The organism is Bradyrhizobium sp. HKCCYLRH3099, from assembly GCF_051167855.1.
Classification (GTDB): Bacteria; Pseudomonadota; Alphaproteobacteria; order Rhizobiales; family Xanthobacteraceae; genus Bradyrhizobium.
This window is the reverse complement of the sequence record NZ_JBNPTW010000002.1, coordinates 99,220-114,238: the sequence shown is the minus strand read 5'-3', so window position 1 is coordinate 114,238 and position 15,019 is coordinate 99,220. Positions and strand designations below refer to the sequence as shown.

The following is a 15,019-nucleotide window of genomic DNA, read 5'->3' as shown; positions in this document are numbered from 1 at the left end:
TCTTCCGAACCGCGATGCCAAAGCCCCGTGAAGCCCGCCCTGCTCGCACTCTGCCTCCTGCCTCCGCTGCTCGCCGGCTGCGCCGTCGGCCCCGACTACATCACACCGGATTTCGGCACGCCAGCGCGCTGGAGCAGCGAGACCAATCGGCCGGCGCAGGCGTTGAAGCTCGCGCAATGGTGGCGCAATCTCGGCGATCCGCTGCTCGATCAACTGATCGGCGAGGCCGTCGCCGGCAATCTCGACGTCGCCGCCGCCAAGGCGCGCATCCGCGAGGCCCGGGCGACGCAGCGCCAGGCCGTCGGCGCGCTGTTTCCCAGCGTGAGCGGCAGCGGCGCGGCGACTGAGACCCGCAGCAGCGGGTCGTCGACGAGCGGCATCGCCATCGCACCGGCGACCTACAGCCAGTACCAGGCGGGCTTCGATGCGAGCTGGGAGCTCGACCTGTTCGGCGCCAACCGCCGCGCGGTCGAGGCGGCCAGCTACGGCGTCGATGCGGCCGAGGACGATCTGCGCGCGACCTTGCTGACCTTGGTCGGCGACGTCGGCTCCAACTACATCGATGCCCGCGCCTATCAGGCGCGCGCGGCCTTGGCGCGGCGCACGGCGGCCTCGCAGCGCGAGACCGCGGCGCTGACGGAGCGCAAGCAGGCGGCCGGCTCGGCCTCGGCCGTCGACACCGCCAAGGCGAGCGCGCTCGCCGCGAGCACGGAGGCGACGATCCCGACCTATGAGGCCAGCTATCAGCAGGCCGTGCACCGGCTCGGCGTGCTGCTCGGACGCGATCCGACCGCGCTCAGCCAGCTTCTGTCCCGCTCCACGCCGATCCCCGCGCCGCGCCTGCCGCTGCCGAAGGGCATCCCGGCCGACGTGCTGGTGATGCGTCCCGACGTCCGCAAGGCGGAGCGGCAGCTCGCGCAGTCCACCGCCAAGATCGGCCAGGCGACCGCCGCGCTGTACCCGGACGTCAGCCTCAGCGGCACCGTGTCGACGACCGCGCTGAAGCTCGGCGATCTCGGCAAGAACTCGACGATCGGCTGGTCGATCGGACCGAGCGTCTCGATCCCGATCTTCAACGGCGGCAAGCTGCAGGCGGCGGTCGAGATCGCCGAGGCGCAGCGCGACGAATACCATGTCGCCTGGCGCAGCGCCGTGCTCAGCGCGCTGGAGGACGTCGAGAACGCCATCGTCAACCTGGCCCAGGAACGGCTTCGCATCCGCAGCCTCGGGGAATCAGCGCGACGCTATGGCGAGGCCGCGCGGCTGTCGCGCGCGCTGTACCAGACCGGCTCCAGCACGTTCCTCGACGTGCTCGACGCCGAGCGCTCGCAGTTCACGGCCGAGGACAGTCTGCTCGCCAGCCGGGCCACCCTGGCGAAGGACTACGTCGCGCTCGCCAAGGCGCTGGGCGGCGGCTGGGGTGGCGTGCTCGACAGCTCCAAGCCTGAAGTCGTCGACGCCGGCACAGGTCCGCATCTCGTTCAAGCCGTCGAACCCCGCTGAGTTGCGCCGTGATGTCCCAGTGACTGCGAAGTAAGCCGATGAACGCACCCTTGCCCCAGATGCCCCGCACCGTCGCGATCGACGACGGCGGCTCGCCCACATCGCCGACGAAACGCGCACGCGGGCGGAAATGGCTGATCCTCAGCCTGATCGCGGCGGCGGCCGCAGCGGGTCTGCTCGCCTCGCGCTACACGGCCAATTCCAACACCAAGCTGGTGACCGCGCCGGTGACGATCGGCGACCTCGAGCAGACCGTCTTGGCCACCGGCACGCTGAAGCCGGTCAAGCTGGTGGCGGTCGGCGCCCAGGCCTCGGGGCGGCTGGTCGCGCTCAATGTCAAGCTCGGCGAGCGGGTCAAGGCCGGCGATCTCATCGCCGAGATCGACTCGCTGACCCAGCAATACACGCTGCGCACCAACGAGGCCGCGTTGCGCAATGTGCGCGCCCAGCGCGACGAGAAACTGGCGACACTGACGCTCGCCGAGGCGAACCTCGCGCGCCAGCAGGCGACACTGGCGCAGAAGGCGTCGTCGCGTGCGGACTACGACAACGCCGAAGCGACGGTGAAGCAGACCCAGGCGCAGATCGCGCAGCTCGACGCGCAGATCGTCGAGGCCGAGGTCGCGATCGAGACCGCGCGCGTCAATCTCGGCTACACCAGGATCACCGCGCCGATCGACGGCACCGTGCTGTCGATCGTCACCCAGCAGGGCCAGACCGTCAATGCGGTGCAGTCGGCGCCGACCATCGTCGTCCTCGGCCAGGTCGAGACGATGACGGTGCGCGTCGAAATCTCCGAGGCCGACGTCGTCCGGGTGCAGCCCGGACAGAACGTCTATTTCACGATCCTCGGCGATCCCGACCGGCGCTACGAGGCGACGTTGCGGAGCATCGAGCCGGCGCCGGAGTCCATCAAGAGCGATTCGAGCTTCTCGTCCAGCACGACCACGACATCGAGCAGCAGCAGTTCGTCCTCGTCCTCCACGTCGTCAGCGATCTACTACAACGGCGTGTTCGATATCGCCAATCCCGACGGGCGGCTGATGACCTATATGACCGCCGAGGTCCACATCCTGCTCGGCGAAGCCCGCAAGGTGCCGACGATCCCGTCCTCCGCGCTCGGGAGCGCCAACGCCGACGGCAGCTACGCCGTGCGCGTCCTCGACGAGGCCGGGAGCCTGCAGAAGCGCGCGGTACGCATCGGGCTCAACAACAAGATCAGGGCCGAGGTGACGTCCGGCCTGCGCGAGGGCGAACGCGTCGTGATCTCCACCCCGGATGAAGCGCCGAAACAGACAATGATGCCGCCACCGCCGGGCGGAGGCATGTGATGGCGGCGCCGCTGATCGATCTGCACGATGTCGGCCGGCGCTACGCGTCGGGCGACAGCACCGTGCACGCGCTGCGGGGCGTCGACATCAGAATCGCGCGCGGCGAGATGGTCGCCATCGTCGGCCAGTCCGGCTCCGGAAAATCGACGCTGATGAACATTCTCGGCTGCCTCGATCGCCCGACCTCCGGCAGCTACCGGATCGCCGGACGCGAGATGAACTCGCTCGACCCGGACGAACTCGCGGCGCTGCGCCGCGAGCATTTCGGCTTCATCTTCCAGCGTTATCACCTGCTGGGCGAGCTGACCGCCGCGGAGAATGCCGAGGTGCCCGCGGTGTATTCGGGACTGTCGTCCGCGACCCGGCGCCGCAAGGCCGAGGCGCTGCTGCAACGGCTCGGCATGGGCAGCCGCGTCGGACACAAGCCGGGGCAGTTGTCCGGCGGCCAGCAGCAAAGAGTGTCGATCGCGCGTGCCCTGGTCAACGATCCCGACGTGATCCTCGCGGACGAGCCGACCGGCGCGCTCGACCGCGCCAGCGGCGAGGAGGTGCTGCGCATCCTCGACGAGATCAGCGCGTCCGGCCGGACGGTCATCATCGTCACCCATGATACGAGCGTCGCCCAGCGCGCGCGGCGCATCATCGAGATCCAGGACGGCTGCGTCATCTCCGACCGGCTCAATCCGCGCTCCTCCGCTCCGGCCTCTGCTGTCGTGCCGGACGATCACGCGTTGCCGCCATGGTCATGGTGGCGCAGCCATCTCGATCGGCTGCGCGAGGCCGCCCGCATGGCGCTGCTCGCAATGAACGCACACCGGCTGCGCGCCTTCCTGACCATGCTCGGCATCATCATCGGCGTCGCCTCCGTCGTGCTGGTGCTCGCGCTCGGCCGCGGCTCGCAGGCACGCGTGCTGGAGAACATCAACCGCCTCGGCACCAACACGCTCGAATTCTTTCCGGGCAAGGATTTCGGCGACACGCGCTCGGGCAAGATCCGGACGCTGGTGGTCGCCGACGCCAAGGTGATGGCGCAGCAGCCCTATGTCGATGCGATCTCGCCGACGGTCTCGACCACCAGCACCTTGCGGTTCGGCGCGATCGAGGTCAGCGCGCAGATCTCCGGCGTCGGCGAGCAGTATTTCCGCGTCAAGAACACCGAGCTCGCCGAAGGCGGCTATCTCGATGCCGACACCGTGCGGTCCTATGCCCAGGATGCCGTGATCGACGACAATGCGCGCAAGGCGCTGTTTCCCGATGCCGATGTCAGCCCGCTCGGCAGGGTGATCCTGATCGGCAAGGTGCCCTGCCGCGTGGTCGGCGTCACCAAGCAGCAGCAGGCGGGTTTCGGCTCGAGCTCCACGCCGATCGTCTATTTGCCATACACCACGGTACAAGCCCGCTTCCTCGGCAACCAGGTCCTGCGCAGCATCAGCCTGCGCGTCGACGAAGCGACGCCGATGGCGGAGGCCGAGCGCGCCGCCACCGCGCTGTTGACGGCGCGGCACAACGCCAAGGACTTCTTCGTGCTCAACACCGACGACATCCGCAAGACGGTCGAGAGCACCACGCAGGTGCTGACCTTGCTGGTCGCCGCGATTGCGGTGATCTCGCTGCTGGTCGGCGGCATCGGCGTGATGAACATCATGCTGGTGTCGGTGTCGGAACGCGTCGGCGAGATCGGCGTGCGCATGGCGGTCGGCGCGCGGCGCAGCGACATCCTGATGCAGTTCCTCATCGAAGCGGTGCTGGTCTGCCTGCTCGGCGGGGCGCTCGGCCTGACCGTGGCCATCGGCTTCGGCACCGTCTTCAATGCGCTCGATGTCGGCTTCCAGCTGATCTATTCGCCACTGGCGATGGCCGGCGCTGCCGTCATCTCGATGGCGATCGGCATCGGCTTCGGCTACATGCCGGCGCGCAGCGCCTCCCGGCTCGATCCGGCGACGGCATTGGCGCGAGAGTAGGTTTTCGTCACATCGCAGCGGGTGTGAGCTCCCGGCTCCCGCCCTCGCGACCCGGCAGATGCCGTCAACGATGACGGCACCTGCTCGTTCGATTGCGGCGTCGGCGTGAAGGAAGCGGGGGACCGGTTCTGCTTCCTCCCGCCGCGCGCTCACCGATCAACGGCGGCGCTGCCACACACCGGCGTAGTTGCCGTCGCCGTTCTGGCCGATGCCGGCGTTGTTGTTGCGGCCGATCTGATGCACGCCGGCGCCGTTGCCGTTGCCGTACTGGATGATCTGGCTGTCGTTGTTGCGGCCCTTCTGGAAGGTCTCGGCACCGTTGCCGTTGCCGTTCTGCACGATCGAGGACGAGTTGCCAGCATAGGCGCCCGAGGTGAGCGTCAGGACGGCAGCGGAGACGAGGAGGATGGAGCGGAGCATGGCGTTTTCCCTGTGATCGGTTTCGAACCGCGTCATTGCCGTTCGATGGTTGGAGACTACGCGGCGCCCACGCCTGCTTCCGTGCCGCATGTCACACTCTGCTACTCGCGCTCTCCATGGCCCTTTCGCGTGACCACCCGCCTCGCCCACCGCTGTCGTCCCGGACCAGCCACGACGCGCGCCAGCGCGGCGAGGCGCCGATCCGGGACCCATAATCCGCGGCGGTCGTGTGAGGCAAAAGGCCAAACGCCAGCGTGCCTCAAACAGCTCCCTGGGGGTATGGGTCCCGGATCGGCGCTGCACCAACGCTGGCGCGTTGGCGCAGCTCGTCCGGGACGACGGCGAGGGTGTTGATACAGATGCGCGCCTCGCCCACCACCGTCGTCCCGGACAAGCCACGACGCGCGCCAGCGCGGCGAGGCGCCGATCCGGGACCCATAATCCGCGGCGGTCGTGTGAGGCAAAAAGCCAATTGCCAGCGCGCCTCAAACACCTCGCTGGGAGTACGGGGCAATTGCACATGACGATCGGAGATTTGCGCTCATCTGTCTCCACAACGTCATGGCCGGGCTTGTCCCGGCCATCCACGTCGTTCGGCATGCTGAGAACCACGTGGATGCCCGGGACAAGCCCGGGCATGACGGTGACTCTCATTGGCAGGATCGTTCGCCGGCACAGCTGCGGACCTCAGTATGCGATAGCCTGTAGACACCACAACGCAGCGACAGCCGGTGACGGCTGTCGCTGCCGGAGGGCGATGTTAGACAAGCGCGATGGAGCCTGGCGGATCAGGCCGGCTCCGTCGCGACCTCACATCTTCTTCTGCAGGCCCATCGACGTCATCAGCTTGTCGAGCGTCTTCTGCGATTGCGGCGAGGCGCCCTTGCGGACCTCGCGATAGACGTTCGGCTCCGTCGACGCGGACTTGCGATCATCATCGTCGTCCATCGCATCGGGATCGACCGGCGTGGATGGCACCGCGGAGTTCTGTCCGGGGTCGGCCTCTGTCGTCGGCGGTGTGACCGGTCCCGATCGCTGCACGATCGTGGCCGAGTTGCCGCCGCTGTGCTGTTCGATCCTTGTATAGCCGGAGCGTGTCTCGACCTTCTTGTCGGTCGTCGCCGCGCCGCCGCTTTGGGTCACGCTCGCCGAATTGCTGCCGTTCCTGATCGACGTCGTCTCGGCCTGCACCGACAAGGCGACGAGACCGGCGAGCAGAGCACCGGCCACGAGCAACGCTTTTCGCTGGTTGAGCTTCATCTGTCCCTCCTGACGGATTCGAGCGTTGGACGAGAGCTCGTCCAACGCCGTCCGGTTTCGAGCCTGCGGGCAAAAGCCCGTTACCACTGATTGACCCGGACGCGATTGGCGTTGCCAACCTGCATGGCGCCGGCGCTGTTGTCACGGCCGCGCTGGTCGAGGCGCGTCGCGTTGTTGTTGCCGAGCTGCGTCGAATTCGAGCTGTTGTTCATGCCGGTCTGGCGCGCACTCGCGGTGTTGCCGTTGCCGGCCTGCACCTGTCCATTCATGTTGTACTGGCAGTTCTGCGTGACGTGGTCGCTCAGGCCGTTGCCGATCTGGGTCTTGGCGTGCACGCAGGCGGTGATGCCGCCGGCATAGGCCGGGGCGGAGATCAGCGCCAGTGCGGCGCTTGCGATCAACAGAAGCTTGCTCATGGGGCGCATCCTTGGGGGCTGGGTTTGTCGGGGCTGTCGTTCGGGACTGAGGTCGTGGGCTGGGCGTTCGAGGTCTGGCTCAGCGGACAGGAAGCGAGATCCGCTCGCTTCCTTCCGCTCCGCTTTCTCGATCAGCGGCGGCGCTGCCACACGCCGGCGTAGTTGCCGTCGCCGTTCTGGCCGATGCCGGCGTTGTTGTTGCGGCCGATCTGATGCACGCCGGCGCCGTTGCCGTTGCCGTACTGGATGATCTGGCTGTCGTTGTTGCGGCCCTTCTGGAAGGTCTCGGCGCCGTTGCCGTTGCCGTTCTGCACGATCGAGGACGAGTTGCCGGCATAGGCGCCCGAGGAAGCGAGCGTCAGGACGGCAGCGGAAGCGATGAGAATGGAGCGGAGCATGGTCGTATCCTTTTGAGCGTTCGATCCGGCGTCATTGCCGTTCGATGGTTGAAGGATAGACGGCGCCCACGCCCGCTTCCGTGCGGCGGGTCACACTCAAGCTCCGGACCGCTCTGCGTGCCTATGCCCGATTGCCCACAGCATCCAAAACTGTCGTCCCGGCCTGGTGCGCAATTGCACGGGACGCATACCGCGGACGCCATCGAGGAACGAAGCTGATCGTTGCGCGCCTCACCGCAGTCAGTCGTTATGAGTTCCGGATCGGCGCTGTACCAACTCCGTTGCACTCATCCTCGACGACGAGGCCGAGCTGCCCGCCACGACGGCAGCGCGCTCCCCTCCCCCTTGCGGGGAGGGGTCGGGGGTGGGGGTCCCCGGGCGATGAAATGTGTGGCGGCCAACTCGCTTGCCACAGAGATCGTCGTGAGAGCCAGATCGTAAGCGCCCAACGAAGAGCGGGATTCGTGGACCCCCACCCCCGACCCCTCCCCACAAGGGGGAGGGGGCGCACCGGTCGGGCCGCTCGGCCTCTATCGCCTGGCGACCTGCGTGCCCGGTTGGCCGTCTTGCGGCACTGCGCCCTTGTCGACCCATTCGGGCGGGGCGCCGAGGCGATTGGCGACCATGCCGATGAGTCCGGGGTCCCTTCCGAACGCTTCGCACGCAGCATTCTTGGGTTTGGCGCCGAGTGCCGCGCCGATCCGCTCGATCGACGGCAGCTTCGGCGGCTTGCCGAACGGCGTCTCGCCGGTCAGCAGCATCTGGCCGAAATCGGCGCTGAACGATCCAGCGAGATCATAGGCGTCGCCGGCCTGCGACAGCACCGGCGAATTGGTGAAGGAGTTGGCGCCGCGCGCCCACACCATCGCGGCCTGCTGCCGTCCCTTGCGGTCGAGCGCTTCCGCTTCGATCGTCAGACTGCCGAGGCCGATCGGCAGTCGCGGCACCGGCACGGGCACGCCGAGTGCGCCGGGAACAGCGGAGACGACCTTGGATGCGCCGGCCGCCACCGGGTCGGTCGCCGTGGCCTGGGTGATGAAGGTGCGGGTCGTCAAATCCGCCCGCTCGTTCGCCGGCACGACGGTGAAGCGTTCGCTCAAGTTAAGGCAGAGCGCGCGATCGACGGCATTGGCGACCAGCCGCCGCTGCTCCTCGCTCAGGACCGCGCCCGCCTCTCCCGAGAACGACGTCGGCATGATGCGCACGGTCGAAGCCGCCAGCACCTTGTCCTTGTCGACGTTGAGCTGCGACTTGGCGAGGATGCCGTTGGATTCCGCCATCGCCTGATAGGAAGCCAGCGACCCGCTCTGGGTGATCGGCGCCGTCGCGCAGCCGGCGAGGCCAAGGGACGCGCACAGCACGCCGAGACGGAGGCCGATCATGGGACGAGACGATCCGACGAAAGTCCTGACCTTGCCATCGACCATGCCGGGACCGTCCTGCGCTCGCTCACCATCGCCCGCCGCTGGCGACGCCTGCTTGTGGTCCGGGAATTCGGAGAGCTGAGGGCGGAAGCGTGGAGAGATGATCGGTGAACGGCGCCAACCAGGGAAACAGTGCGGCAGGCATGGTTACGCTCTGGCGCCATTGCGGCAGGCTCGAATTCGATGGGGAAGTCGAAGAACGGCGGCGTCATCAACGAAAGCGGCCAGCCATGTCGGCGGATCGCCGTGCGAACCTTGCGCTCCACCACGTCGAGAGACAAGGCGTCATTTCCGCGCAGCCAGGCGGCAGCACGGCGATGAAGGCTCTTCGCGACCGGGGCGGCATCGCATGGAGCGATGCGGGACGACCGCGACGAACAACTTCCGCAGGCAGAGCACCGTGGTCGCCGGGCTCATTCGGCTTGCGCGGAGATCGCTTCGGCACAGCGGGCGCTTTTCGACCAGAACAGTCGCCGGCGCCCGCCGTCCTCATTCCACCAGCAGCTTGTCCAAGGTGATCGGCAGGTCGCGCACGCGCTTGCCTGTCGCATGATAGACCGCGTTGGCGATCGCGGCGGGAACGCCGACGATGCCGATCTCGCCGACGCCCTTGATGCCCATCTTGTTGATGATGCGATCCTCCTCCTCGACGAAGATCACCTTGATGTCGTGGACATCCGCGTTCACCGGCATGTGATACTCGGCGACGTTGGCGTTCATGATGCGGCCAAACCGGTGATCGATCATGGCTTCCTCGTGCAGCGCCATGCCGATCCCCATGACCACGCCGCCCATGATCTGGCTCGCCGCGGTCTTGGTGTTGAGGATGCGGCCGGCGGCGACGGCGTTGACGATGCGCGTCACGCGGATGACGCCCAATTCCTCGTCGATCTTCACCTCGGCAAAGACAGCCGAATGGGTGTTGTGGGCGTGCTTGTCGTCCTCTTCGAAATCCCCGCCGCGCTCCTTCTCGATGCGGTCCTTGCCGCCGTGGCGCATGACGTCCGACATCGCCACCGAGCGGCTGCGATCCGCGATCGCGACGATGGCGCCATCGGCCAAGGTCACCTCGTCGGCCGTCAGCCGCTGCAGCGGCGAGTTCGGCATGGCCTGCGCCATGGTCAGCAGCTCGGCACGGATGTCGTCGGCGGCATTGACGATGGCGTGCGAGATCGAGGCGGCGGTCCATGAGCCGCCTTCGACCGGCGCCTTCGGCAGGGTGGAATCGCCGAGCTTCACCGTGATGCTGTCGAGCGGCACACCGAGCATGTCGGCGGCGACCTGCGCCATGATCGTGTAGGTGCCGGTGCCGATGTCGGAGGTGGCGCTGGCCACCTCGACATGGCCGTTGGCGGTCATCACGATGCGCGAGGCGAACGGCATCTGCATCGCCTCCCAGGCGCCGCTCGCCATGCCCCAGCCGACCAGCTCGCGGCCATCGCGCATCGAGCGCGGCTCGGCGCTGCGCTTCGACCAGCCGAAGGCGTCGGCGCCCTGCTGATAGCACTCCTTCAGGCGCTTGCTGGAGAACGGCAGGTTCTTGTCCTGATCGCGATCGGAGTAGCAGCGCAGCCGCAGCTCCAGCGGATCCATCTTGAGGGCGACGGCGAGCTCGTCCATCGCGCATTCCAGGCCGTAGACGCCGCTGGCGGCGCCCGGCGCGCGCATGTCGCCGGGTGTCGGCACGTCGAGCTTGGCGAGCCGGTGCGTCGCCCGTGAATTTTCAGAGGTGTAGAGCACCTCGCCCCAGCCGATATCGTTGCGCGAGAACGCCTCGTGCTGCGAGGTCATCGCGATCGCCTCATGCGTCAGCGCCGTCAGCGCGCCGTCCGGACCGGCGCCGAGCGCCAGCCGCTCGATCGTCGCCGGGCGGTAGCACAGGCCGTACATCTGCGCGCGGCTGAGCACCACGCGCACGGCGCGCTTCAGCTTCAGGGCGGCCATGGCCGCGAGCGCCACCTGATATTGCGGCCGTAGGCCCGAGCCGAACGCGCCGCCGACGAACGGCGACATCACCTGTACATCGTCTTCCTTCAGATCGAACACGCTGCAGACATAGCGCTGCACGTTCTGCACGCCCTGGGTCTTGTCATAGACGACGAGCTTGCCGCCATCCTTCCACAGCACGGTCGAGCCGAACAGCTCCATCGGATTGTGATACTCGATCGGCACGCCGTACTCGGCATCGTGACGCACCGGCGCGACTGCGAGCGCCTTGGTTGCGTCGCCGCGCGGCTTGACGGGCTTCTCGACCTTGAAGGCCTGCTCGCGCCTGGCATGCAGGTCGGTCGCGAATTCATCTGTGTGATAGCGGACGTCGACCAGCGTCGCCGCGAAGCGCGCGGTGTCCTCGTCCTCGGCGACGACCAGCGCCACCGGCTGGAAGTTGAAATGCACGCGATCGTCGTAGAGCGGCCGATAGGGCGAGCCGTCCTCCGGCGCGACCTCGTCGCGATAGCCGTCGTCCTTGTCGGCCATCTTGACGCGGTTGGTATGGGTCAGAATGTCGATCACGCCGTCGACGGCGCGGGCGCGGCTGGCATCGATGCTGACGATGCGCCCCTTCGGAATGGTGGAGCTGACCACGACGCCGTAGGCGAGGTCGGGCGCGGAGAACTCCGCGGCGTATTTGGCTGAACCCGTGACCTTGGCGCGGCCGTCGACGCGGGAGGTGGCGGTGCCGATGTGAGCGGTCATGAGATCACCGGATGGTCTTGTTGGATTGGATCTGCGGCGTGCCGCTCGCGGCCTGCGTCAGGGTTCTGACGATGGCGCGGCGGGCGAGCGGGAGCTTGAAGGCGTTGTGCCGATGCGGCTTGGCGTCCTGGAGCAGGATGTCCGCCGCGCGCTCGAACGCCGCGCGGTCAGGCGCCTGGCCGCGCAGCGCGGCCTCGGCTGCGTCGTTGCGCCATGGCTTGTGGGCGACGCCGCCGAGCGCAAACCGCGCCTCGCGGATGCGGCCATTGTCGATGTCGAGCGCTGCGGCGACGGAGACCAGCGCGAAGGCGTAGGAGAGCCGGTCGCGGATCTTGAGATAGCTGTGGTTCGCGGCAAAACCCTGCGCAGGCAGTTCGATCGCGGTGATGATCTCGTCGGCGCGCAGCGTGTTGTCGAGGTCGGGCCGGTCGCCGGGCAGCCGGTGGAAATCGGCAAACGCGATTCTGCGCTGGCCTTGGGCACCAGCGACGTGAACCGTCGCTTCCAGCGCGGCCAGCGCCACGCACATGTCGGACGGATGCGTCGCGATGCAGGCGGCGCTGGCGCCGAGGATCGCATGGTTGCGGTTGAGACCCTCGACCGCCGAGCAGCCATCACCGGGCGTGCGCTTGTTGCAGGGCGTGGCGACATCGTAGAAATAGGCGCAGCGCGTCCGCTGCAGCAGATTGCCGCCTGTCGAGGCCATGTTGCGCAGCTGCGCCGAGGCGCCGGCGAGGATCGCGCTCGACAGCAGCGGATAGCGGCTCTCGATCACAGGATGATAGGCCAGCGTGCTGTTTGGCACCAGCGCGCCGATCTTGACGCCGCCAGCGCTCGTCTCCTCCACCGCATTCAGCGGCAGGCGGCTGATGTCGATCAGCCGGCGCGGCTGCTCGACGTGGTACTTCATCAGGTCGAGCAGATTGGTGCCGCCGGCAATGAATTTTGCATCGGGCGTATCGGCCTTCAGCCTGACGGCTTCCGCGACGTCGCTGGCGCGCGCGTAGTCGAAATTGTTCATCGGCGACCTCCCGTGGCCTGCTTGGTCATGGCCTGCTTGTCCATGGCTTGCTCGATCGCACCGACGATGTTGGGATAGGCGCCACAACGGCAGATGTTGCCGCTCATCAGCTCGCGGATCTCATCCTTGGTCTTCGCTTTGCCCTCGGCGATCAGGCCGGCGGCCGAGCAGATCTGTCCCGGCGTGCAATAGCCGCATTGGAAGGCGTCGTGATCGATGAAGGCCTGCTGCAGCGGATGCAGCTCGCCGCCCTTGGCGAGCCCTTCGATCGTGGTGATCTCGGCGCCGTCCTTCATCACCGCGAGCGTCAGGCAGGACAGCGAACGGCGGCCGTCGATCAGCACGGTGCAGGCGCCGCACTGGCCGTGATCGCAGCCCTTCTTGGTCCCGGTGAGATCGAGATGATTGCGCAGGAGATCGAGCAGCGTGGTCCAGGGCGCCACCGACAGCGTGCGGCTTTCGCCGTTGATCCGCAAAGTGACGGACAGCGGGGCAGGCTTGGTGAGAGATGCGGCACTCTCGCGCGACGGGCTCATGCGGGGTCTCCGTTGACGGACCCGCATCAACCCGCAATGGCGCGAATGGTTCTCAGCAATTTTCGCGTGGCGGACCGCAGGACTGGCTGCGCTCCGCCCGCCGAGGCTCAGGCCGCCCGGCCGAGCCAGGCCCGCATCTTCTGCGCGAGACTGCGTCGGCCGCGGCCGTCCGGAGCATCGGCTTCGCCGCGGGCACTGTCCTGCGATTCAGACTCCGCGTCGGACATTGGCGCATCCGCAGTCGGTCGGCTGTTCTCGGCGGGCGCCGGCACGAGCGATTTGATCGCCGCCGCGACGGCCTCGACGCGTTCGAGATCCTCAGGCACTCGCTCGGGCATCGCAGCCTCAGGCGCGGCCACCGCCTCCGTTTGCGGCGGCACTCCGGCCACAACCGGCTCGGGACGATCCAACTCGCGGCTTGCATCGAGCGCCGGTTCGCTTGCGATCTCCGGAATTGCCTCCACCATCTCAACAGCCTGCGGGACCGGCTCGACCGCGACTGGCAAGGCGGCAGGCAGCTCGGACGGCTCCGGCTGCGGTGTCGCGCGGCTGCGGCGCTTCTTGGCCGTGGCCGGCTTCTCCTCAGCCGACTTTTCAACCGCAGCCTTTTCAACAGCGGCTTTGGGCTCCGCCGCCGGCTTCGCCTTCACCTTGCGGATCAGGCCGGCTAGCGCATAGGGGCCGACCGTTTCCAGGAACGTCTTCTCGTGATCGCGCGACAGGCGCTCCACCGCGGCGTCGAGCGGCAGCCAGTCGACGGCGCGGACGTCGTCCATCAGCGGCTGCGTCTGCGTGCCCGTCGCCTCCATGCGCCAGTAGTGCACGACCTTGGAGCGCGTGCCGGTGTCATGCACGAGCGTGCCGAGGAATTCATGCACGGTCACCTTGTGACCGGTCTCCTCCAGCACCTCGCGCTTGGCCGCGTCGCGCGGCGTCTCGCCGTCGTCGAGCTTGCCTTTCGGCAGCACCCATTCGTCGCGCTTGCGCAGGCGCACGACCGCGATCCGCGGCGGTTGCTCCCGCCGCAGCACAATGCCGCCTGCCGCCATGATCGGCGTTCTCGCCATCGCCTCTCCCACGCCTTGCGGGTTGCAACCCGCCGATTCGCCAGTTCAACGCCAGGATATGGCGACGTGCAACGGCGAAATCGAGATTGCCGTCGTGCACATGTCACATTCAGCCGGCGGCGACGCGCCTGCGCCACAGTGGCTGCCCTGCTCTGACACGCGCGCCCTCGGTGATGCCTGCAGCGAAGGTGAACTCGCCGGGCGCGAGCAGGATGATGGTCGAGCCGTGCTCGAACCAGCCGAGCTCGTCGCCCTTCTTCACCTCGTTGTTACAGACATAAGAGAGCGGCCGTTCGGTCTGCGCATTCAACACGCGACCCAGCGCATGCAGGCGGATGCTCGCGACCAGGATCGCGGCGACCGGCACGATCGTGAACGGCTCGCCTGTCGCGAGATGCGTGCGGATCACCGCGCGCTCGTTCTTGCAGAACAGCCGCTCGACACGCTTCAGCGCAATCGGATTGACGTTCCAGACGTCGCCATGGATCAGGCTGACATGCTCGAGCGTCATGTCCGCCGGCGCGTGGAAGCGGTGATACATGCTCGACGTCAAACGGATGGTGACGAAGCTGCCGTTGCGATAGGTCTCGACGACGGCGGGGTCGGCGACCAGATCCTTCAGCGAATAGGGCGCGCCCTTGATCTGGTAGAGTTCGCCGTCCTTGATCGTGCCGTGCGCGCCGATGATACCGTCGGACGGCGTCGTCACGATTGCGGGATCGGGATCGAACGGCCTTAAGCCCGGCTTCAGCTCGCGGGTGAAGCAGGCGTGCAGGCTCTTGAACTCGCTCTCCTTGGCTTCGGAGAGGTCGAGGTCGGAGAACAGCTTCCACAACGCGATGGACGTATCCTTCACCAGCGGATTCTCGATCTTGGAGAACCAGCCCATGAAGCGGGTCAGCGCGGCGCGCGGCACACGGTTGGTGAGCAGGAAGTTGAGGTCTTCCTGTTGGGTGAAGGAGGCGATCAGGCTTTTGACTGTCAT

General features: G+C 67.3%; 13 protein-coding genes. 3 read left to right on the top strand and 10 right to left on the bottom strand.

Going from position 1 to position 15,019, the window contains the following annotated elements; genetic code table 11:
- Nucleotides 1-27 precede the first annotated feature (27 nt).
- Genes ACQR1Y_RS05805 through ACQR1Y_RS05795 form a run of 3 tightly spaced genes read left to right on the top strand, consistent with a single transcriptional unit; the run spans nt 28 to nt 4,795 of the window.
- Entirely contained in the window at nt 28-1,503 is a 1,476-nt protein-coding gene (locus tag ACQR1Y_RS05805) for an efflux transporter outer membrane subunit (protein WP_434880124.1), read from the top strand.
- A gap of 38 nt (nt 1,504-1,541) precedes the next feature.
- A complete protein-coding gene (locus ACQR1Y_RS05800) occupies nt 1,542-2,834 on the top strand; it encodes an efflux RND transporter periplasmic adaptor subunit (protein ID WP_434880123.1) in 1,293 nt (430 codons plus the stop codon).
- On the top strand, nt 2,834-4,795 hold the full coding sequence (locus ACQR1Y_RS05795; RefSeq protein ID WP_434880122.1) for a MacB family efflux pump subunit: 1,962 nt from the start codon (nt 2,834-2,836) through the stop codon (nt 4,793-4,795). Before ACQR1Y_RS05800 ends, ACQR1Y_RS05795 begins: the two co-directional genes overlap by 1 nt.
- 156 nt (nt 4,796-4,951) lie before the next feature.
- Here the strand turns inward: ACQR1Y_RS05795 and ACQR1Y_RS05790 are convergent, their stop codons facing one another.
- The 10 genes from ACQR1Y_RS05790 to asd form a co-directional block, all read right to left on the bottom strand.
- The gene (locus ACQR1Y_RS05790; RefSeq protein WP_434880121.1) at nt 4,952-5,215 is read right to left on the bottom strand and encodes a hypothetical protein; all 264 of its coding nucleotides are present in this window, start codon (nt 5,213-5,215) and stop codon (nt 4,952-4,954) included.
- Between the two features lie 810 nt (nt 5,216-6,025).
- Nucleotides 6,026-6,475, bottom strand: a complete 450-nt coding sequence (locus ACQR1Y_RS05785; protein WP_434860617.1) for a hypothetical protein — start codon at nt 6,473-6,475, stop codon at nt 6,026-6,028.
- 80 nt (nt 6,476-6,555) lie between these two features.
- Complete coding sequence (locus tag ACQR1Y_RS05780; RefSeq protein WP_434860616.1) at nt 6,556-6,891, bottom strand: hypothetical protein; 336 nt, start codon at nt 6,889-6,891, stop codon at nt 6,556-6,558.
- Nucleotides 6,892-7,022: 131 nt separating this feature from the next.
- Entirely contained in the window at nt 7,023-7,289 is a 267-nt protein-coding gene (locus ACQR1Y_RS05775; protein ID WP_434860615.1) for a hypothetical protein, read from the bottom strand.
- 530 nt (nt 7,290-7,819) lie between these two features.
- Complete coding sequence (locus ACQR1Y_RS05770; protein ID WP_434860614.1) at nt 7,820-8,671, bottom strand: DUF3313 domain-containing protein; 852 nt, start codon at nt 8,669-8,671, stop codon at nt 7,820-7,822.
- Nucleotides 8,672-9,202: 531 nt separating this feature from the next.
- A complete protein-coding gene (locus ACQR1Y_RS05765; RefSeq protein WP_434879494.1) occupies nt 9,203-11,410 on the bottom strand; it encodes a xanthine dehydrogenase family protein molybdopterin-binding subunit in 2,208 nt (735 codons plus the stop codon).
- A gap of 4 nt (nt 11,411-11,414) precedes the next feature.
- Entirely contained in the window at nt 11,415-12,431 is a 1,017-nt protein-coding gene (locus ACQR1Y_RS05760; RefSeq protein WP_434879495.1) for an FAD binding domain-containing protein, read from the bottom strand.
- Nucleotides 12,428-12,967, bottom strand: coding sequence for a (2Fe-2S)-binding protein (locus ACQR1Y_RS05755; RefSeq protein WP_434879496.1), 540 nt, complete (start codon nt 12,965-12,967; stop codon nt 12,428-12,430). The genes ACQR1Y_RS05760 and ACQR1Y_RS05755 overlap by 4 nt, the downstream gene beginning before the upstream one ends.
- 107 nt (nt 12,968-13,074) lie before the next feature.
- Entirely contained in the window at nt 13,075-14,034 is a 960-nt protein-coding gene (locus ACQR1Y_RS05750; protein ID WP_434879497.1) for an NUDIX domain-containing protein, read from the bottom strand.
- Between the two features lie 109 nt (nt 14,035-14,143).
- On the bottom strand, nt 14,144-15,019 hold the full coding sequence (gene asd, locus ACQR1Y_RS05745) for an archaetidylserine decarboxylase (protein WP_434879498.1): 876 nt from the start codon (nt 15,017-15,019) through the stop codon (nt 14,144-14,146).